The sequence below is a fragment of the Pseudomonas kitaguniensis genome (assembly GCF_009296165.1).
GTDB classification, from domain to species: domain Bacteria; phylum Pseudomonadota; class Gammaproteobacteria; order Pseudomonadales; family Pseudomonadaceae; genus Aquipseudomonas; species Aquipseudomonas kitaguniensis.
In genome coordinates, this window is sequence record NZ_VUAZ01000158.1 from 1 (window position 1) to 19,528 (window position 19,528).

Below are 19,528 nucleotides of genomic sequence, written 5' to 3' on the forward strand. Positions count from 1 at the left end.
CCCCTCCCACAACAAGCAAAAGCAGGTCTGCTGTGTATGCAAAAGCTGCCTTCGATCTCTATCAAAAGTGACTCGCTGTAAAAGCGAAACCGATATAAGCCATGGCCCAAACAACGGGTATACAGCCAATCCCGAAGCCACCAACACCCCCTGCAAACAACTCACCTGCAGGTGCTGTAACCGGCTATTTTTCAGTCCCGAAAAACCTGCTTGAACCGCAACTTTTACCGGTACATACAACCGAATTTCGCGCTTTTAATCGCACCGGCCATGCACATAATCAAAGGCTCGAATTTCACTTGTAAGGACCACCGAGCATGTCCACGCGTGCATTACCCTCGACAGTTGCCGTCGCCGAAAATGTCGGCATTCACTACCCCTTCATCAAGCAAAAAATACCCACCTGGTTAAGCGACACCGCCTTGCCACGCATCACTGCACTGACCTCGCGCCAGCACGCGCAGCCCACCGCCGACGCGGCTGCGCATAGCCCGACGCAGCGCTCAGCCCTGGCGCAAGCGATCGGTGCGCACTGGGCCGCGCAAAACACGATTGATCAAAAACTCGCGCACTTGAACGACATCGGCGCGTTTGCCGAGCCGTTGCTGAAAAACGCACTGATGGCGTATGGCGACATTGATGTAAGGCAGACCTTTATTCGCCTCTACACCTCCACCGGCACCATAACGCCGGGGCTAAAAAGCCGCACCCTCTCGCTGCTCAACGCCGCCCTGCACAACTTCGCGGCTTCAGAAACATTCAAAGATTTCGCTTTTTTGTCGGCTGCCGATGCGCGTGGGCAACAAGCGTTGTTGACGTTCACCCATAAGGCGACCGGCCAGGCACTCACCGCCACTGACTTCAAGAGCCTATGCCGAGCACTGGACATCGGCGCCCGCTACCAACAGCAGGTCCGCACCGCACTGGGTGTCGGCAAGGCTGCGGTGTCCGATGCGCTGCGTCTTCAACTGATTACCCAGCATAAAGCCGCCCTCAACAGCGCCGCTCACCTGGCGTTGGCGAGTAAACACATTGCGCCGGACGCCTACGCACTGGTGCAGGCGCTGTTGCGCGGCGAGTCAGGGTTGCGATTGGACGGCCGCGACATGCAGTTCCACACACTCGACCTGCTGGCGACCCGGCTCACCGGGGTGCTGGTGATCGGCCCTCGCGATTTGACGCCGTTCGGCATCGAGCGAGTACTCGTGTACATCCCCGAAGACCCGCAACATCCGCTCAAGGAGTACCGCACCTTTTCGGCCTTCGGCAACGAGTTCGCGCAACGCCTGCGCGGCCAACCGGCGCTGGCCGACACGTTCCCCGCCAGCTATCCACAGTTCATCAGCCAGTTCATCGCCCATGAACAGCGCGGTAGCTTCTTCGCCGTGCTCAAGCAACGCTTGTATGAATGGCAGCGCGATCCCAAACCCGCCGTTGAAGGCCCGGTGTGGACCGAAGAAGCGATTGGCCGCCCCAACCTGCAATGGCAACTGCAGGCGGTGCAAGACGATACGCAGAATCGCTCGGGCAGCGAGATGTGTGACGACATCTGGCAATACGTGTACAGGGTCAACTTGAACAAGGTCATCAATGATGCCAATGAAGTCGCTGTGTCGACCGCGTATGCCGACCGCATGGCGCGCACTGCCTGGTGGGACAACCTGGAAAAAATCGGCTCGGATATTTTCAACCTGGCGTTGTTGGTAATCACCCCGTTCGTACCCTTTTTGGGCGAACTGATGCTGGCCTACACCGCCTATCAACTGGCCAACGACGTGTTCGAAGGCATCCTCGATTGGGCGCAAGGCCAACGCATCGAGGCCACGGAACACCTGCTGTCGGCTGTGCAAAACGTTGTGCAGGGTTTGATATTCGAGCGCGGCGGGAAAATTCTGGAAGTCGCACGGGTGAAACTTTCACCCTTTGTAGAGGGGTTGAAACCGGTGCTGCTGGCCAATGACGAAACCCGCCTGTGGAACCCGGACCCCACGCCTTATCAACACAAGAACGTGAGGCTGCCGGCTGACAGCATCCCTGACGAAGCGGGCCGGCACGCTTATAACGGCAACCAGATCGTGCGGGTCGATGACCAGCATTACCTGGTAAGGCAAGACCCGATTACCGATGACCATCACCTCATCCACCCCGTGCGCCCAGACGCCTACCGCCCGCTGGCCAGGCTCAACGGCAGCGGCGCCTGTGTACTCGAAAGCGAAGCGCCACGCGGCTGGAGCGATGCCCAACTGCTGCGTCGCCTGGGGCCACAGACGCAGGGTTTGAGTGACAGCGAGCTGGAACAGATCCGCGTCATCAGCGGGGTCGGTCACGACGCCGTGCGCCATATGTACGTCAACAACCAACCCGCCCCGCCGCTCTTGACCGATACCTTGAAACGCTTCGTCAGCGCCAAAAACCTCAAGGCCAGTATCGCCAGTATCCTCGGCGGCCAGAAGCTGGACCCATCGGCCTATTGGTTCGAACAAATGGTCAGCGAACTCAAGGGCTGGCCGAAGAACAAGGCCCTGCATGTTTATGCGCGCTCCGACTACACCGGTGTGGTTCATCAGTACGGCGACCCGGCAGCTCAGGGAAGTGACGTGTTGACGCTCAGCACCGCCGAGGTGATGGCCGGCAAACTCCCGGAGAAGGTCGTGGCCTTTCTCGATCAAGCGCAAATAGACACCTTGCTGGGCGATTCCCCGCCCGTAGACCAACTGCCGCAAGCACTGCGCGAACTGTTGGCCAGCTATGTTGAACGCCAGACTGAATCGTTCATCCAGAATATTTCCTGGCCACAGGAGGTCTCCACCGATCCCGATGTGCAGTTGCTGCGTACGCAGTACCCCGAACTGCCGCTGAGTATTGCCCGGCAACTGCTGCGCCATACCCGCAAGCGTCACCTTAAGGTTATGCAGGAGGAACAACGCCTGCCGCTGGACACCAAGAACCAACTGCACGAGCTGGATTTTGAGGTGACCTCCACGCGCCTGTTCGAGCAGATGGAATACAGCCAACCGTTATCGTCAAAAGCCGAAAGCCTGATACTCAATACCCTGCTGCTTTACAGCGACGCCATGGCAGGCCTGCGCATAGAAGTGCGTGAAGGGAGTATTTTCGAGGCCATTCGCTGCGCGACCGGAGCGTCCGACGCGCCGGTGGTGCGAGTGCTGGTACGTGATCAAAAAGCACGCTACCGGGTCTTCGATCTCAGCGGCAAAAAACTCCACGGGCCAGCGGATTTTTACAGCGCAACTCAGCGATGTCTGATTTCGCCCACGCAGTTTACCGAGGGTGAAAGCCTCAGGCGTTGGGTGGTCGAAAAAACCGTCGAGCCCGCAACGCGCCGCCAGGTGCTCGCCGACGCGCCCTTTGCCAAAGAGGCCAACCGTGAAACCCTCACCCTGCTCAAGGGTGGTAGCACCAGCCGATTAAGTGCTGCCCCGACGCCTGAAACTGCCATAGAGAGTGTGCAGCGACGGATCAAAACCGTGTTGCCCAATATGTCCGGCGAGGGCGTCAGACGCTTTGCCCAAACATCGAGTACGCCTGAGGGAAGCAAGGTACTGAAGGCCATTGAAGCAGAGGGCAACGCCGTTCACGAAGCGCTGCTGGTTTACATGAGGCGGAGCACCCGGTGGCCTAAAGGGAGTCGCGGCGCGATAGTCGCCCGGCAAGCCAGAAAAAGTTATGCCGACAAACTGCAGGAAGCCTGGCGCCAAGGTTATATACGCGAGCATGACCCGTTCAGCCCTCTTCACGGGGAGGAGGTGGTACTCGACCTGTCCGAGCTGCCAAAACCGGACTCGCTTCCCACACTGCCGGACCTGAAGCACGTTACCCGTTTGTACATGGGCGATTGTGAGTTCTCTTCGGACCGGGCCAGCTTCCTGGGGCACTTTCCCAACCTGAACACGCTGAATTTGGAAGGTAACCTGCTGGAAACGCTGCCGGCACCTATCGCACACATGCGTTCACTTGAGGAGCTGAACCTGCGCAATAACCGCATCGTGCTTGACCCGCAAGCGATCAGTCAGTTGCGCACGCTGTCGCGCCTGCGCCGACTCAATCTCGCCGACAACCCGCTGGGCGCAGCGCCGGATATAAGCCTGATGCCCGAGCTGAACATACTCCAGCTGGGCAACACCAGGATCAAGGAGTGGCCCGTCGGCCTGTTCGCCCAACCACGCAATGAATCCTTCATTATGGAGCTGCACGGCAACCCTATTACGACGTTACCTGAGGCCGTGAAAGGCTCGGACCAAGCGCTGGTGATCGCGCTGACACGCCTGGACCGCAACCACCTGAGCGCCGAGGACCAAGCGCTCTTCGAGTCATACAGGGAATCTGCCGGGCTCGACCCGCACCGCACCTACGAACCTATGGGAAGCAGCGAGTTCTGGGTTGAAGGCATGGACGACGAGTCCGCCGACGCTTACCGAACCGGTTGGGACGACTTGGAATACCAGCCTGGCTCCCAAGGTTTCTTCGAGGTTATCAAGGCGCTGGAGCCTCCTGAATTTTTTCAAGACCCTGCCGACGAGAGCCTCTATGAACGTAATATTCCCCACCTGCGGTCACAGGTCAGAAAGCTGCTGTTGACCACACTGAAAGACGCCGAACTTCGCGAACGACTGTTCAAGATGTCGAGCTTTCCAGGCTTGTGCCCGGATGCGGGCAGGCAGATTTTCAACGAAATGGGAATCGAAGTAGAGGCGACCCGCGCCAGACTTTTCAGCAACACCCCGGCCGAACAAGAAACAAAACTGCGCAAACTGGCCAAGGGCGCTGCACGTCTCAAAATGCTCAACAGTGTCGCGCGCGCCGACATCGCTTACCGGCTAAAACCTGTGGAAGAAGGTGGGCTGGGCCTGCGTTTTTCCTCGCAGATGGTTGACGGCCAGCCTGGCACCGTCGATGAAGTGGAAGTGTACCTGGCTTACCAGACGCGCCTGGCGCGACGGCTCGACCTGCCCTGGATCAGTGAGCAGATGCTTTACCGCGATACCGCCGATGTTCAAGAAAACGCCATCAACCAAGCGCATGCCGCCGTGCTCGCGCTGAGCGAAGGTGATGGGCTGGTGGACCAGATGCTGCTCGAACCCTACTGGGAGCAGTTTCTGGTGAAACAGTACGCCGCGGAATACGACTACAACCGGAACGAGATCAACCAGCAATTCGAGCGCCTTGATCAACTGCACGAACAGATGCAGACCTACGCCCAATCCGCACCGTGTGAAGAGGCACAGAAGGCGCAAAAACTCGAGTCACTCACCACCCTCGCCAGCCAATTGAACCTGCTGCCGGTGCAAGTAACCACAGGCCAGCCACTGAGCGACGCGTTGTACAGCCAGGTGCTGAATGATCTGGGGAACCAGCGCAAACAGTGGCTGCGAGAAAAAACCCATGAGTCTTTGAGCGCACTTGACGCTGAGTGACCGAACGGGCCTTTCATACCCTGTAGCGCTCGCTACAGGGCTTGCTGTTTGAGGCGTCGATCCAGCGCCAGCACCGCCAATGCAATCAGCACGAACCCCGCCAGAATACCCGCGGCATTCACAAACACTTGTGGGTAGCCGAGGGTGTCGACGTTGATAAACGGGTACTGATATTGCCCCAGCAAATGCCCGCGCAGCAGCACATAGGCGAAGTACACCAGTGGGTAAATCACCCAGACGCCGATGTGTTTGAGGCGCAAAAAACCCTTGGGCACATACCGCCACCAGTACACGGCAAACAGCACCGGCATCACGTCGTGGAGCAATTCGTCGGCGATAAACTGAAAGCCTGTGGGGCTCCATAAATGCCGCAGCAGCAGGTTATAGGCCAGGCTCACCACGATGATGCTGGCGGCAATTGCGCTGCTGACCTGGGGCGCCAAAAAAAACCACTTGGCGCGTGAATCACGATTCACCAGCGCATAGCTCAACACCACCACTACCAACGTGTTGGTCAGCACGGTGAAGAAACTGAAAAAGTTGATCAGCCCGCCGAGCAAGCTGGCGTCCGCTTGCCAGCGTGAATAGAAAATCAGGTATTGCTGAATCGCCAACCCCACCCAACCGGCCAACGCCGCCACCGCGACAAAGCGCTTCACGGGTTCAGTCCAGCGGACGCTTGGTGCGCATCAGCTTCACATACAACCCTTCGACTTTTTCGCGCGCCCAGGGGGTTTTGCGCAGGAAGGTCAGGCTCGACTTGATGCTCGGGTCGCTTTTAAAACAGCGCACGTCAATGCGCTCGGCCAGACCTGCCCATTCGTAGTGCTCAACCAGGGTGGTGAGCACGTGCTGCAGGGTCACACCGTGCAGCGGGTCGTTGCTTGTCGCGGTCATGCCGGGCCTTTTGCAATAAGAAGAAATACAGCCGCGCACCTTAGCCGACGGGGCGTACAGGTGGAAGCACTGCATTGAATATAGCCCTTGGAAAAAAGTTCCCCTTTCCAGCGAAAAAAGAGATGTTATATTGTAACGATACTTATCAAAAGTAACCGGTTCGATACCGTTTCAGCCTTCTCTTTTTTGTGCCGTTTTGCCAAGGAATGTCCCGATGTCCCTCTCTTCTCTGTGGCGCCTGACCCCTCTCGCCGCCGCCTTGCTGGTCTGCTCCGAAGCGCACGCCCTTGAGCTGCAACCCCAAGTCATCACCGCCAACCCGTTGGGCAGCGAACAGCTCGCCTCGCCGACCACCGTGCTGGACGGCGATGAGCTGACCCTGCAACAAAAAGGCAGCCTGGGCGAAACCCTGAACAAGCAGCCGGGTGTGTCGTCTTCATACTTTGGCCCAGGCGCCAGTCGGCCGATTATTCGCGGGCAGGATGGCGACCGCATTCGCATCCTGCGTAACGGCGTAGGCGCGCTGGACGCATCGTCGCTGTCCTACGACCACGCAGTGCCGCTGGACCCGGTGAACGTCGAGAAAATTGAAATCGTGCGCGGCCCGGCCGCCCTGTTGTACGGCGGCAGCGCCATCGGCGGCGTGGTCAACACCTTCGATAACCGCATCCCCACCGAAGCCATCGAAGGCGTCCACGGCGCCGGGGAATTGCGCTACGGCGGCGCCGACACAACCCGCAGCAGCGCGGGCAAGCTGGAGGCTGGCAACGGCACCTTCGCCTTGCACCTGGACGCCAATGCGCGGGAGTTTAACGACCTTAAAATCCCCGGCCAGGCACGCAGCCGGCATGCACCGGAGACCGACGACGCACCCGGCAAAAACGGCCGCCTGGGCAACAGCGACGGGCGCCAGGACGGCGGCGCGGTGGGCGGTTCGTACACGTGGGATGACGGTTACGCCGGGCTGTCCTACAGCAACTACGACAGCAACTACGGCTCGCCCGCCGAGCAGGACGTGCGCATTCGCATGCAGCAGGATCACTACGCGTTTGCGTCCGAGATCCGCAACCTGCAAGGCCCGTTTACCTCGGTCAAACTCGACGCGGGTTACACCGACTACGAGCACCGCGAAATCGAAGGCGGCGAAACCGGGACGATCTTCAAGAACAAGGGGTATGAAGCACGGGTAGAAGCCCGTCATCAGCCGATTGGCCCGCTCAACGGCGTGGTCGGCGCACAAGTGACGCGCAACGAGTTCTCGGCCCTTGGCGAAGAAGCCTTCGTGCCGCAAACCGACACCAACGCTGCCGCGCTGTTTATTCTCGAAGAGATGCAGGCCACCGAGCGCCTGAAACTCAGCCTCGGCGGGCGCCTGGAACACACCAGCGTCGACCCGGACGCCAAAGGCAACGCGCGCTTCGCGGCAGCCGATAAAACCAACGATTTCACCGCCGGCAGCCTGTCGTCCGGCGCGGTGTACACGCTCACGCCGATTTGGTCGCTGGCCGCGACCCTGGGCTACACCGAGCGCGCGCCGACGTTTTACGAGCTGTACGCTAACGGTGCGCACGTCGCCACTGGCACGTACGAGCTGGGCAATGCCAACCTGAAGAAAGAAAAAGCCGTGTCCAGCGACCTCGCGCTGCGTTTTGACAATGGCACCCACAAGGGCAGTTTTGGCGTGTTCTACAGCCGCTTCTCCAATTACATCGGCTTGTTGGGCACGGGGCGCACCTTGAACGATGACGGTGAAGAGGACGCGAGCGGTATCCCTGAGTACACCTACTCCGGCGTGCGTGCGCGGTTCGCCGGCTTCGAAGCCCAGGATCACTGGAAACTCAGTGAGGGCGCCTACGGCAAGTTCGCGCTGGAACTGTCGGGCGACTACACCCGCGCCACCAACCTGGACACCGGCGAAGCCTTGCCGCGCATTGCACCGCTACGCTTGAACAGCGGCTTGCTGTGGGAATTCGACCGCTGGCAGGCGCGCATCGACGTCGAGCATGCCGCGGGCCAGGGCCGTGTGCCGGACAACGAAAGTGGCACCGACGGCTACACCACCCTTGGCGCGAGCGCGGGCTACCACTTCAACCTCGGTGGCAGCCAATGGCTGGCGTTTGTGGACGGCGAAAACCTGACCAACCAGACCGTGCGGTATGCCAGCTCGATCCTGCGCGACATTGCCCCCGCACCGGGCCGTAGCGTGCAGGTTGGCCTGCGCACTACGTTCTAAAAAAACACCTAAGATCGCTGTGGGAGCATGCCCGCTCCCACATTTCAGCAGCGACATTCTGTCACTGTTACCAAATCTGAAATGATGCATCTTGCGATTTACGCTTTCTCTCGGCGCGCCAGCACTTTATCCTTGCTGCAATAACCTGAAACGCTTCACGCCGCGGTCGATCCCTCTTGACGACGTTCCTTGTACGCCTGGACAGCGCTGTCTTACACCGGCCTGCGCACGGGAATAAATCGCCCGCCTGTGAATAACCTGGTTATCCCCACAAAAACCCCAAATAACGCTGAACCAAGCCCGCGCCGAATCGTCATCTACAGTGAAGCACGCGGTTACATAATTCCAACGTGACGGAGAAACACACTATGAGCACTGATGGTGCTTCGAGCCCAAGCCGCCTGCTGCCCAGGTTGCTAGGCGTCTTGCTGCTGATCATGGGCCTGGCCTTGCTGGCCGGCGGCGTCAAGCTGAGCATGCTCGGCGGGTCGCTGTACTACCTGCTGGCCGGTATCGGCATCGCCCTCACCGGCGTCCTGCTGCTGGCCAACCGCCGCGCAGCGCTGGGCCTGTACGCGCTGGTGCTGTTCGCCAGTACCGTGTGGGCATTGTGGGAAGTCGGCCTGGATTGGTGGCAGTTGGTGCCACGCCTGGCCCTGCTGTTCGCCTTGGGCATCGTCTTGCTGCTGCCGTGGTTTCGCCGTCCGTTGCTGCGTGGCCAACCCGCGCCGCTGGGCACTGGCGCGCTGAGCGTGGCCGTGGTGCTGGCCGGTGCTACCGCGCTTGCCAGCCAGTTCACCAACCCCGGTGAGATGGTCAAAACCGGCCAACTCGACCGCGACGCCGTGCCGGGCATGGCCAGCGCTGCGCCGACTCAGGCCGATGGCGACTGGAACTCGTATGGCCGCTCGGCCTTCGGTGATCGCTACTCGCCACTGGCGCAGATCACCCCGGCCAACGCGCACAAATTGGTGCCGGCCTGGACCTTCCGTACCGGCGACATCCCTGGTGCCGGCGACCCCGGTGAAACCACCGCGGAAAACACCCCGCTGAAAGTCAACGGCATGCTCTACGTGTGCACGCCGCACAGCCAGGTGATTGCACTCGACCCGGACACCGGCAAGGAAATCTGGCGTTTCGACCCGAAGATCAGCACCGAAGGTGCACAGAACTTCAAGGGTTGGGCACACATGACCTGCCGTGGCGTGTCGTATCACGATGACGCCGCCTACGCGTCCGAGCAGAGCCCGACCGGCAGCGCCAGCCCGGCCGTTGCGCCGAATGCCTGCCCGAAACGCATCTTCGTGCCGACTGCCGACACCCGTTTGATCGCGCTGAACGCCGACACCGGCAAGATGTGCGAAGACTTCGGTGACAAAGGCCAGGTCGACCTGCGTGCCAACATCGGCAGCTTCGCCCCAGGCGGTTACTACTCCACGTCGCCCCCTGCGGTGACCAAAAACCTGGTGGTGATCGGCGTCACGTGACCGATAACGTCTCCACCGACGAGCCTAGCGGCGTGATCCGCGCGTTCGACGTGCACACCGGCAAACTGGTGTGGAACTGGGACAGCGGCAACCCGGACGACACCACCCCGTTGGCCGAGGGCAAAACCTACACGCGCAACTCGCCGAACATGTGGTCCATGTTCAGCGTTGATGAAAAACTCGGCATGCTGTACCTGCCGATGGGCAACCAAATGCCCGACCAATACGGCGGCGACCGTACCGAAGACTCGGAAAAATACAGCGCCGGCCTGACTGCGCTGGACATCGATACCGGCCATGTGAAATGGACCTTCCAGTTCACTCACCATGACCTGTGGGACATGGACGTCGGCGGCCAGCCGTCGCTGATCGACATCAAAACCGCTGACGGCGTGAAGCAAGCGGTGATGGCGTCGACCAAGCAAGGCAGCATCTACGTGCTCGACCGCAGCACCGGTCAGCCGGTGGTGCCGATCAACGAAATCCCTGTACCGCAAGGCGCAGTGGCCGGTGATCACACCTCGCCAACGCAACCCAAGTCCGACCTGAACTTCATGCCGCCGCCGTTGAAAGAACGCGACATGTGGGGCGTCACGCCGTTCGACCAGATGCTGTGCCGGATCGACTTCAAATCCATGCGCTACGACGGCCCGTTCACGCCGCCATCGCTGCAAGGTTCGATTGTCTACCCAGGTAACTTCGGTGTGTTCGACTGGGGCGGCATTTCTGTTGACCCGGTACGCCAGATCGCCTTCGTGAACCCGAGCTACATGGCGTTCAAATCGAAGTTGATCCCGGCCGCCGAGATCGCCAAGCAAGGCCCGCGCGTCAGCGAAACCGAAGGCGTACAACCGAACAAAGGCGCGCCATACGGCGTGATCCTCGAAGCACTGCTGTCGCCGCTGGGCCTGCCGTGCCAGGCACCGGCATGGGGTTATGTGGCAGCGGTCGACCTGACCAACCACCAAACCATCTGGATGCACAAAAACGGCACCGTGCGCGACAGCTCGCCGATTCCAGTGCCACTGACCATGGGCGTGCCTAGCCTGGGCGGTACGTTCACCACTGCCGGTGGCGTGGCGTTCTTAAGCGGCACCCTCGACCAGTACCTGCGTGCTTACGACGTGAAAAACGGCAAGCAACTGTGGGAAGGCCGCCTGCCTGCAGGCGCGCAAACCACACCGATGACCTACACCGGCAAGGACGGCAAGCAATACGTGCTGGTCATGGCCGGCGGTCACGGCTCGCTGGGTACCAAGCAAGGTGACTACGTGATGGCGTTCAAACTGCCGGATTAAGCAGCCTCGGCGGTACACAAAAGGCGGCTACCCTGACCAGGTAGCCGCCTTTTTTAATATGGGAAGGTGCTTGAGCTGCCAACTGTGGGAGCTGCCAACTGTGGGAGGGGGCTTGCTCCCGATGGCATCAACGCGGTGTGACTGATGGTCCGAGGTGCCTGCATCGCGAGCAAGCCCCCTCCCACATTTTTGAATGCAGTCTGCTTGGGGATTGAAGCCACACTGGGATCAGTGTTCGATCACTTCACCGCGCAGCGCCGCCAGCCGCGCTATTAACCGATTCTGCACGGGCACTGCGATACCTTCGCTGTCCATCGCCTTGATCAAGTCCTCCACCAGCGCATTAAAATCACTGCGACTGACCTTCTGGCCCTTATGCACCTCAGCCATACCGTCTCCGGTATAGGTACATGGCCCGCCCGCCTCTACACAGAACTTCTCGATCAACTTGTTACGCAAACGCTGTATATCGACCCGGCGAAAGTGCTCAACAATGCGCCCATCGCGCGCGACGTTAAGCAGCATGCCTTCAACAATCCGGGTAATCCCGGGCATCGCCCCAAGGTCGCGGTACAAGCTGTCATCCTTGACCGGTTGCTGGGCGCATGCGCCGATCAAGAGCATCATAAAAAACGCCAGAAAACGCATCAGAAACTCCCCTGCACCGACAAATACATGCCGTTCTGGTTATCCAGCGTGGCGATCTCCCCAAGCCGCGCATAGGCCAATACAAACGACACATGCTTGTTGGGGAAGTACCCGACAAACACATCCGCCCAGTCACTTTCACCGGCAAACGACAGGTTGTCGGGCTTCTCGCGATATTCCACGCCCACCGCCCAGCGCGGGTTGAACAGCAGCGCCAACGAGCCTTCCTTGAGCAGGCTGCGGCTGTCGCGGCGGTCACCGCCAAAACCGAGCAAGCCGGTTTCATTCGCCCGGCTGTAACGCAGGCTGCCGTTGACCAACACGTTGTAGCCAAAGGCTGCGCCCATAAACAACCGGCTGGCGGCCAGGTAGCCTTCGACGTCGCTGTCGCGTTTGGCGCCGACCAGGCTGGGTATCTCAAAATTGTTCTGGTGCTTGTACTCCAGGCCGAGGGAAACCTGCGGCAGACGGTCGTAAATCACATCGCCAAACAGCCGAACCTTGAGGCCCAACACGTCTTGGCCGAGGTGGTCATCCGGCAAATTCAGCCGGTGCACCAGGGTGCCGAGGTCGAAGTGCTGACGCGCGAAAGAGACCTCGACGCGGTTGTCATACGCCAGCGCCAGCCCGGCCACATCCAAGCGGTAGTCCGGCAGGTTGACCGTGGTGGCGAACGCCGTCGCACCCCATTCGCCCTGTTCGCCGTAACCGGCCAACACGGCCCACGGCGTGATGCCGCCGCCCGCCGCGCCCTCAAGGCTGCTGGCGCCGCCGGTGGCAAGCAGACGGCCGTTGTCGGCCACTGCCGTTTGCAGGGTTAACGCGGTGAGGCAGCCTATCAATAGATAAAAACGCACCGTCATATCGCTCAATGAACCATGGAAGTGTGCACGCTGAGCGGCAGGGCCACCCACGCTTCGAAGGCGTCGGCGGTCAATGGCCGACTGATCAGGTAGCCCTGCGCCGTGTCGCACTGCCAACGCTCCAACAGGCGCAGGCTGTGGGCGTACTCGACGCCCTCGGCGACCACTTTAAGGCCCAGGTTGTGGCTCATCTCGATGGTGGAACGCACGATTACTGCGTCTTCACTGGTTTCATCGAGGTTGCGAACGAAGGATTGGTCGATCTTCAATTCCTGCACCGGCAGGCGCTTGAGGTGCGCCAGCGACGAATAGCCCGTGCCGAAATCGTCCACCGACAGGCCGATACCGCAGTCGCGCAGCAGGTGCAGCACGTGCAGGGCTTTTTCCGGCTCACGCATGACCGCGCTTTCAGTGATCTCGAACAACAGTTGTTCGGCGGGCAGGTTATAGCGACGCAGCAGCGCCGAGACGCGATGGGCCAACTCGTCGCCGAGCAAATCGTCGGCCGAGACGTTCAGCGACAGTTGCAGGTACAACCCGCGCCGGTTCCAGTCGCACAACTGGCGAATGCCCTCCTCGATCACCCAGTGGGTCAGCAACCGAATGCTGCCCGAGCGCTCGGCCAACGGGATAAATTCTGCCGGCGAGACCATGCCGAACTGCGGGTGCTGCCAGCGCAACAAGGCTTCGGCCTGGCGCACATGGCCCTGGCGAATGTCCAGCTTGGGCTGGTAATGCAGCAGTAATTGGCCTTGGCTCGGCGCGTGGCGCAAATCGCGAATCAACGTGACCTGACGGCGGTGTGCGAGGTCGCTGCCGTGTTCGTAAACCTGCAAGCGGCCAGGCATTTGTGCGGCGTCTTTCATCGCAATCGCCGCGCGCTCCAGCAAGGTCTGGGGGCTTTCGCCATCGGCCGGGTACGCGGCGATGCCCAAGCGGCAATCCAGCGCCAGGTCATGGCCGTTGATGCGTTGGGGGCGCAGCAGCAACTGTTGAAGTTTGTCGGCCAGGCCCACGGCTTCCTGGCTGCCCGCACCTTCAAGCAGCAACAGGAATTCGTCGGCAATCAAATGCGCCAGGGTATCGCCAGGGCGTAACGCGGCCTGCAGGCGGCGGCTGACCTCCAGCAGCACGTGGTCGACAGCGTCCGGCCCGACGGTTTCGCTGGCGATGCGCAGGTTATCAATGCCCAGGTAAATCAACGCCATCGGCCGCTGGGTGGAAATCGCACTGCCGAGGCGCTCCATCGCCAGCGCGCGGTTGGGCAAACCGGTGAGGCGATCATGCAGCGCGTTGTGCGCCAGTTGTTGTTCACGTTCGGCAATGCCGTTTTGCATCAAATTGAGCGTATGCGCCAACCGCCCGAGTTCGTCACTGCGGTCCAGCGCCACGGGCGTCTGGTAATCACCCTGGCCAATGCGCTCGGCCGCCAGGGCCAGCGCCTGCACCGGTCGCGACACGCCACGCGCCAGGAGCAAGGCGCCGGTCAGCGAGGCCATCAGCGCGATCAAGGCAATCACCAGAATCTTTTCATCGAGCGGTACAAAAGCCTGCATCGCCATGTCCAGCGGGCTTTGCAGCAACGCGAGTACCTGGCCGTCGTCGTCGCTGGCCAACACCAGCGTCTGGCTGAGAAAACTGTGTTCCATGTGTTCGGTGGTGGACACCCCATTGCGCGTGGCAGTGCCCAACATCAGGCTGACGATGCTGTCGCGCAATACCTGCGGCTGAGTGCTGACCAGTTCGCCGGGTTGTTGGCGATCAATGGTCAGGAATGACACCTCCAGATTGCTCAGCGAGCGCAGCTCATCGGCAAACGCGCTGTCCATGCTGAAGCCCATCACCACGCGGGCAATCGGCAATGGCGCCAGCACCGGTGCTTCCACCAAAAGGTGCGGCTTGCCTTGCAGCGGCACCATCAGCGTGGTTTGGCGGTTGCGTCGGGCCTCGCGCAGCGCCATGTCGTAGCGAAAGGTCGAGCCTTCGGGCACATCGGCCAGGGTGCTGGCGAGGACTGTGCCGTCCATGCCGAGCAAAATCATGTCGCTGGCGTTGATGCGTTTGCCATGGTTGAGCAGCACCGAGCGCATCGTCGCCGAATCACCGCTGGCCACCGCATCGCGAAAACCGAAGTCCGCCGCCAGCAGTTGCACACCGTCGGCCAGCCGCCGACCGCGCACGTCCAGCAAGCGTTCGAACACCCGCGACCCCACCTCCAACTGCATCATGGCCTGGCCGCGCACGGCGGAACTGGTCGCGGCTTTTACGCTGAAATACAGCGCACCGATCACCACCAGCAATAGCAGGATCAGCACACTGGCGACGCGCGCCTGGAAACTACTGCGCAGTTTCACGGGCAGCTCGATTGAAGGCGTCGCCAAAAGGCGTCGGCGCAGGTGTTGGCGGCACGTCCGCCGAGGCAGGCTCCAGGCTCAAGACGACGTTGTGGCTGAGGCCGGTGGCAGGAATGCGCAAGGTGCCGCCATCCAGCGGTTGCATGTCCGCCAGTTGCGGGTGCCACAGGGTGACGTGGTATTCACCGACCGGCAGTTGCTCCAGGCGCACCCGGCCCTGAGCATCGCTGACGCCGAAACGTGGGTCGTCGGTGACGTAAATATAGCCAAGCATCCAGTCATGAATATTGCAGCCGAGCACCACCACACCGGGTTTATCGAACAGCAGTGGCGCAGCCGGCGTGCCTTCGTACAGGCGCAGCTCAAAGCGTTTGGCGGCAGAGAAGGAATAGACCTGATGGCGGATGTTGTCGCTGTTGGGAAAGCGCACTTGCGTGCCGGTGTGCACCGCCAGCACATGGGGCGCGAATTGCTGGCCGCGCTGGTCCATGTCGGCTTTGAGGGTGCCCGCCGGTGCACCGATGGGCCCTTGCAGTGTCACCACCGCATCACCGACCGAGGTGCCATCCGCTTGATGCACCGTCACCTCAAGCGTCGCCGCAGCGGCCAATGCATGGGCCGAGAGCAAGAGGATGACTAGGGTTAACTGCTGAAATAACCTGGCCATTCGGGGTCCACGTGAAAGAAAAAAGTGGCGGCCAGCCTTGGCATAAAAACGCTGCAACAGGCGTTAGGGTCTAGATGATGCCGCAAACAAGGCAAATAGCCACTATTGAATGTATGACAAGCGCTAACCGCTGGTCGGTAAAACCTGTGCAACGGGACAAGCTCTGTAGAAGTTATCGACCACAGCCGAAAAAGCTGTAGCCCACCGATAAGCCAGCCCAAGCCTTCATTTTCAGAAAAATCGAATGCTGGAAGATTAGCCGGGAGTTGGGATAAGTACACCCGGCCAAACGGAGAATTTGGCCAGCAGGATCGCTCCGACGCGCGTGGGAACGATCAATACGCTCTCGGCTAAGCGCCCAAGCGAGCGCGCATGAAATCGCCCCATCGGCGCACCAGGTAGTTGTGCTCATCCATCACTGAGTTCCACACGGCGATGTGCCCCATGCGTTGCTCATACGAGCCGCCATCGCGCACCTCGCCGACATCGATCAGCGGCAAGCCGTCACTGCCCAACAACTGCTCCCGGGCAGGCAAACCGGCATACCAGTAATCCCACTCGGCACGGCTCAAGTGATCGCGCGTGCGCGCCGGGTTGCCGATGTAATAGCCTTGGCGCGCCATCACCGCCCCCGGCCAACCCGACAGCCACCAATTCAAATAGGCATAGGCCGCATCCAACACCGCGCCCTGCGCATGCCGCGATAATGACAAGCCACCAAACCAGGCGCGATAGCCCTCACGCGGCACCGCCAGCCGATACTTGACCCCGGCGCGGTGCAAGCGCATCAACGTCGGCGACCATAAACTCTGAATATCAATGCTGGGGCTTAACATCAACTGCGCCGCCTCTTCGTCGTCCGACCAGAACGCCGCAAAATGCCCCTCCTTCTGCTTGCGCACCAGAATGTCAGCCAGCACATCGATCTCTTCGATGCTCATATTGCCGATGTCCTTGAACTGCGCCAGCCCCGCGCCCTGCACCGCCAGCGCGGCGTCCAGCGCGCCGATTGCGGCGTCACTTTGCAACGCCGTCCGCGCGCTCCAGGCCGGGTCGAGCAGCCAGCCCCAGCTTTCGTTGCCGTGGCTGAAGCCTTCGGGCAAACGCTCGGGGCGGTAGGCAAAGCTGTCGGCGTTGTGCGTCAGCGGCAACATGCTGATGCGCTCGGTCACGGTGCTGCCGAGGCTGCCATCGTGCTGCACAAACAGGCGTTCACTGGGCACGCTGCCACTGCCGAGGCGGTCGTCGGCCGACAAGCGACCGCGCTTGGGCAGGTCGTTGATCTCGTGCCACAGCGCGATGCGCCGCGTGTCAATGGGCTGGATCGCCCGCGCCGGCCACACAAAGTCGACGTTGTGAAACCACTGGTCGTACAGGTCGTAGCTGTCGGGCTGCATCACCGCAATGCGCTGGGCTTGTTCAACATCGTGCACCTGGTACACCAGGCGAATGCCCAGCTCTTGCTCGGCGCGCACGCGCAGGCATTCCAACAAGGTCACGGACGTGCCGAGCACGCGAAGTGTGATCATGCGGCAAACCGCCGGGAGAACACGTCAAACGAGCGCCGTAACAGCGCCGGGTCGAGGCCACGCAGAATAAATACCAGGCGCGATTGCCGGTCGGTGCCTGGCCACGCAGGCAAATGCACCGGGGCATGCAGGCAGTGCTGCACGCCATGAATGACGATAGGGGCCGAGCTTGCGTTCACGTTGAGCAGTCCTTTGACGCGAAGGATTCGTTCGCCGTGGCATCTTAACAGCATCGACAACCACACCCCGAAGCCCACCCAGTCCAGCGGCTGGTCGAGGGTCAGGCAGCACACTTGCGCGGTGCCGTGAGTCGCGGTGGTGGTTGGGTGCAATTGCCAGCGGCTGACTTCGGCAGCGGGTTCGGCGCTGCGCAGGCCTTCGCCGAGCAGCAGTTGATCGCCGCTGTGAACCTCATCGGTGTTGAGGATCGGTGTGCCCGGGTTCAGCGCCTGCAAGTGCGTGCGCAGCGCCGTGCAGTCGCCGACCACGTCGGTCTTGCTGAGCAGCAACCGATCCGCCGCCGCCACCTGGGCCAGCCATTCCGGGTGCAGGCGTTCTTGCAGGGCGGCATGGCTGGCGTCGACCAGGGTGATCACCAGGCCAATATGGAAACGCCCGCGCAGTTGCACGTCATTGTTCAATGTGGCGAGGATCGGTGCCGGGTCGGCGAGCCCGGTGGTCTCCAGGATGACCCGTTTGAAGGCCGGGATTTCGCCGCGTTCACGCCGTTGCGACAGGTTCAGCAGGGCGTCTTTCAGCTCACCGCGAATCGAGCAGCAGACGCAGCCGCTGGGCAACAGCACAGTGTCTGGCGCGACCTCTTCAACCAACAGATGATCGATGCCGACGTCGCCGAACTCGTTGATCAGCAAGGCGGTGTCACCGAGGCTCTCGCCGTGTAACAGGCGCTTGAGCAACGTGGTTTTGCCGCTGCCGAGAAAGCCGGTAATGACGTTGAGGGCGATGCTCATACAGACTCCATGTAGTCGAGCAGGTTGGGGTCGAGTGGGTCGATGGGGCGGCCGAGCATGCTTTCTGCCGCTTGCCAGAGTTGATCCAGGCCACTCGCCAGCGCTTGCTTGCCGGTGGCGCCCAACAGCAGATACGACGCGCCCTGGAAGTCTTCGACCTTGAGCCGGAACACCGCCAATACCTGGTTGATCGCGGCGATGCGGCGCTGGCGCTCGCGGCGTCTGGGCAATTCATCGCCCAAGGGGTCGCTCCAGTGCAGGTCTTCACCGAGCAACCCGCAGAGTCCGCACATGGCTACACCTCACTCATGGCATGACATCGCCGGAATTCGGGCCCAGGGTCTGGCCGACGAACAGGTTACCGCCCGGCTCACTCGCGAGCAGCACGGCGGTAGGCGCAACTTCGTCTGCCAGGCCAAAGCGGCCCAACGGCAACTCGGCGGCCTTGGCGCGTTTCCAGGTATCGCTGATGCCGCCCACCAACGGCGTTTCAATAGGGCCAGGCGCGATGGCGTTGACCAGCACGTTGTCCTTGGCCACTTCCAGCGCCAGCGATTTGGTGAAGCCAATCACTCCGGCCTTGGCCGCGGCGTAATGGGTCAGCTCGGCGCCGCCCTTGATGCCCAGTTGCGAGGCCACATTGATGATGCGCCCCCAGCGCTGCGCCAGCATGTGCGGCAACGCGCGCTGGCTGGCGACGAACACGCTGGTGAGGTCGACGCGCAGCATGTCGTTCCACATCTCGACAGTGAGGTCGACGCAACGTGCCTGGGTGAGCATACCGGCGTTGTTGACCAGAATATCGATGCCGCCGAAGTGTTCGACGCAGCGGTCGACACTGGCCTGGGCGCCCTCAACGGTGCCCACGTCGGCCAGGCATTCGACCACCTCGGCACCGAGGTTGCGGCAGGTGATAGCGGTTTCGGCAAGGCTTGCCGCATTGCGATCGGCCAACAGCAAGCGCGCGCCTTCGGCCGCATAAGCCCGGGCGATGGCGGCGCCAATGCCACTGCCTGCGCCGGTAATAACCGCACGACGGTTAATCAACTGATCCATACAAAACTCCTGAAAAACCAAATTCCACTGTGGGAGGGGGCTTGCTCCCGATAGCGGCGGGCCAGATAAAACAACTGTGACTGACACACC

12 protein-coding genes and 1 pseudogene are annotated in these 19,528 nt (G+C 61.0%); 3 read left to right on the top strand and 10 right to left on the bottom strand.

Annotation, left to right across the window (positions count from 1 at the left end; genetic code table 11):
• Positions 1–317 precede the first annotated feature (317 nt).
• Positions 318–5,435 carry a dermonecrotic toxin domain-containing protein gene (locus F0169_RS23765; protein ID WP_152747778.1) on the top strand — a complete coding sequence of 1,706 codons (5,118 nt, stop codon included), beginning with the start codon at positions 318–320 and terminating at the stop codon, positions 5,433–5,435.
• Positions 5,436–5,467: 32 nt separating this feature from the next.
• Here F0169_RS23765 and F0169_RS23770 read toward each other — a convergent pair whose 3' ends face one another.
• A complete protein-coding gene (locus F0169_RS23770; protein ID WP_172979536.1) occupies positions 5,468–6,094 on the bottom strand; it encodes a Pr6Pr family membrane protein in 627 nt (208 codons plus the stop codon).
• Between the two features lie 4 nt (positions 6,095–6,098).
• Positions 6,099–6,332: a VF530 family protein gene (locus F0169_RS23775; protein WP_048720273.1), complete on the bottom strand. Its 234-nt coding sequence runs from the start codon at positions 6,330–6,332 to the stop codon at positions 6,099–6,101.
• A gap of 214 nt (positions 6,333–6,546) precedes the next feature.
• Here F0169_RS23775 and F0169_RS23780 point away from each other — a divergent pair, with 214 nt between their 5' ends.
• Together F0169_RS23780 and F0169_RS23785 are read left to right on the top strand one after the other, a co-directional pair.
• Entirely contained in the window at positions 6,547–8,565 is a 2,019-nt protein-coding gene (locus F0169_RS23780; protein WP_152747779.1) for a TonB-dependent receptor, read from the top strand.
• Positions 8,566–8,933: 368 nt separating this feature from the next.
• Positions 8,934–11,350 (top strand): annotated as a pseudogene (locus F0169_RS23785) (glucose/quinate/shikimate family membrane-bound PQQ-dependent dehydrogenase).
• Between the two features lie 228 nt (positions 11,351–11,578).
• Here F0169_RS23785 and F0169_RS23790 read toward each other — a convergent pair.
• The 8 genes from F0169_RS23790 to F0169_RS23825 all read right to left on the bottom strand — a co-directional run bounded on the left by F0169_RS23790 (position 11,579) and on the right by F0169_RS23825 (position 19,438).
• Positions 11,579–11,998: a group I truncated hemoglobin gene (locus F0169_RS23790; RefSeq protein ID WP_152747780.1), complete on the bottom strand. Its 420-nt coding sequence runs from the start codon at positions 11,996–11,998 to the stop codon at positions 11,579–11,581.
• Positions 11,998–12,861, bottom strand: coding sequence for a DUF3034 family protein (locus F0169_RS23795; protein WP_152747781.1), 864 nt, complete (start codon positions 12,859–12,861; stop codon positions 11,998–12,000). The genes F0169_RS23790 and F0169_RS23795 overlap by 1 nt, the downstream gene beginning before the upstream one ends.
• A gap of 5 nt (positions 12,862–12,866) precedes the next feature.
• Complete coding sequence (locus tag F0169_RS23800) at positions 12,867–15,215, bottom strand: EAL domain-containing protein (protein WP_172979537.1); 2,349 nt, start codon at positions 15,213–15,215, stop codon at positions 12,867–12,869.
• Positions 15,199–15,882: a methylamine utilization protein gene (locus F0169_RS23805; RefSeq protein ID WP_152747782.1), complete on the bottom strand. Its 684-nt coding sequence runs from the start codon at positions 15,880–15,882 to the stop codon at positions 15,199–15,201. The genes F0169_RS23800 and F0169_RS23805 overlap by 17 nt, the downstream gene beginning before the upstream one ends.
• Before the next feature lie 350 nt (positions 15,883–16,232).
• The gene (locus F0169_RS23810) at positions 16,233–17,411 is read right to left on the bottom strand and encodes an ABC transporter substrate-binding protein (protein WP_152747783.1); all 1,179 of its coding nucleotides are present in this window, start codon (positions 17,409–17,411) and stop codon (positions 16,233–16,235) included.
• Positions 17,408–18,382 carry a CobW family GTP-binding protein gene (locus tag F0169_RS23815; protein ID WP_152747784.1) on the bottom strand — a complete coding sequence of 325 codons (975 nt, stop codon included), beginning with the start codon at positions 18,380–18,382 and terminating at the stop codon, positions 17,408–17,410. The genes F0169_RS23810 and F0169_RS23815 overlap by 4 nt, the downstream gene beginning before the upstream one ends.
• Positions 18,379–18,675 carry a hypothetical protein gene (locus F0169_RS23820; protein ID WP_152747785.1) on the bottom strand — a complete coding sequence of 99 codons (297 nt, stop codon included), beginning with the start codon at positions 18,673–18,675 and terminating at the stop codon, positions 18,379–18,381. Before F0169_RS23820 ends, F0169_RS23815 begins: the two co-directional genes overlap by 4 nt.
• A 13-nt stretch (positions 18,676–18,688) precedes the next feature.
• The gene (locus F0169_RS23825) at positions 18,689–19,438 is read right to left on the bottom strand and encodes an SDR family NAD(P)-dependent oxidoreductase (RefSeq protein ID WP_058412990.1); all 750 of its coding nucleotides are present in this window, start codon (positions 19,436–19,438) and stop codon (positions 18,689–18,691) included.
• Positions 19,439–19,528 lie beyond the last annotated feature (90 nt).

What these genes read in the sequence shown, in the direction of transcription:
- F0169_RS23765 (WP_152747778.1), top strand. Translation starts at nt 318, where the DNA reads ATGTCCACGCGTGCATTACCCTCGACAGTTGCCGTCGCCGAAAATGTC.
- F0169_RS23775 (WP_048720273.1), bottom strand. Translation starts at nt 6,332, where the DNA reads ATGACCGCGACAAGCAACGACCCGCTGCACGGTGTGACCCTGCAGCAC.
- F0169_RS23780 (WP_152747779.1), top strand. Translation starts at nt 6,547, where the DNA reads ATGTCCCTCTCTTCTCTGTGGCGCCTGACCCCTCTCGCCGCCGCCTTG.
- F0169_RS23790 (WP_152747780.1), bottom strand. Translation starts at nt 11,998, where the DNA reads ATGCGTTTTCTGGCGTTTTTTATGATGCTCTTGATCGGCGCATGCGCC.
- F0169_RS23795 (WP_152747781.1), bottom strand. Translation starts at nt 12,861, where the DNA reads ATGACGGTGCGTTTTTATCTATTGATAGGCTGCCTCACCGCGTTAACC.
- F0169_RS23805 (WP_152747782.1), bottom strand. Translation starts at nt 15,882, where the DNA reads ATGGCCAGGTTATTTCAGCAGTTAACCCTAGTCATCCTCTTGCTCTCG.
- F0169_RS23810 (WP_152747783.1), bottom strand. Translation starts at nt 17,411, where the DNA reads ATGATCACACTTCGCGTGCTCGGCACGTCCGTGACCTTGTTGGAATGC.
- F0169_RS23815 (WP_152747784.1), bottom strand. Translation starts at nt 18,382, where the DNA reads ATGAGCATCGCCCTCAACGTCATTACCGGCTTTCTCGGCAGCGGCAAA.
- F0169_RS23820 (WP_152747785.1), bottom strand. Translation starts at nt 18,675, where the DNA reads ATGTGCGGACTCTGCGGGTTGCTCGGTGAAGACCTGCACTGGAGCGAC.
- F0169_RS23825 (WP_058412990.1), bottom strand. Translation starts at nt 19,438, where the DNA reads ATGGATCAGTTGATTAACCGTCGTGCGGTTATTACCGGCGCAGGCAGT.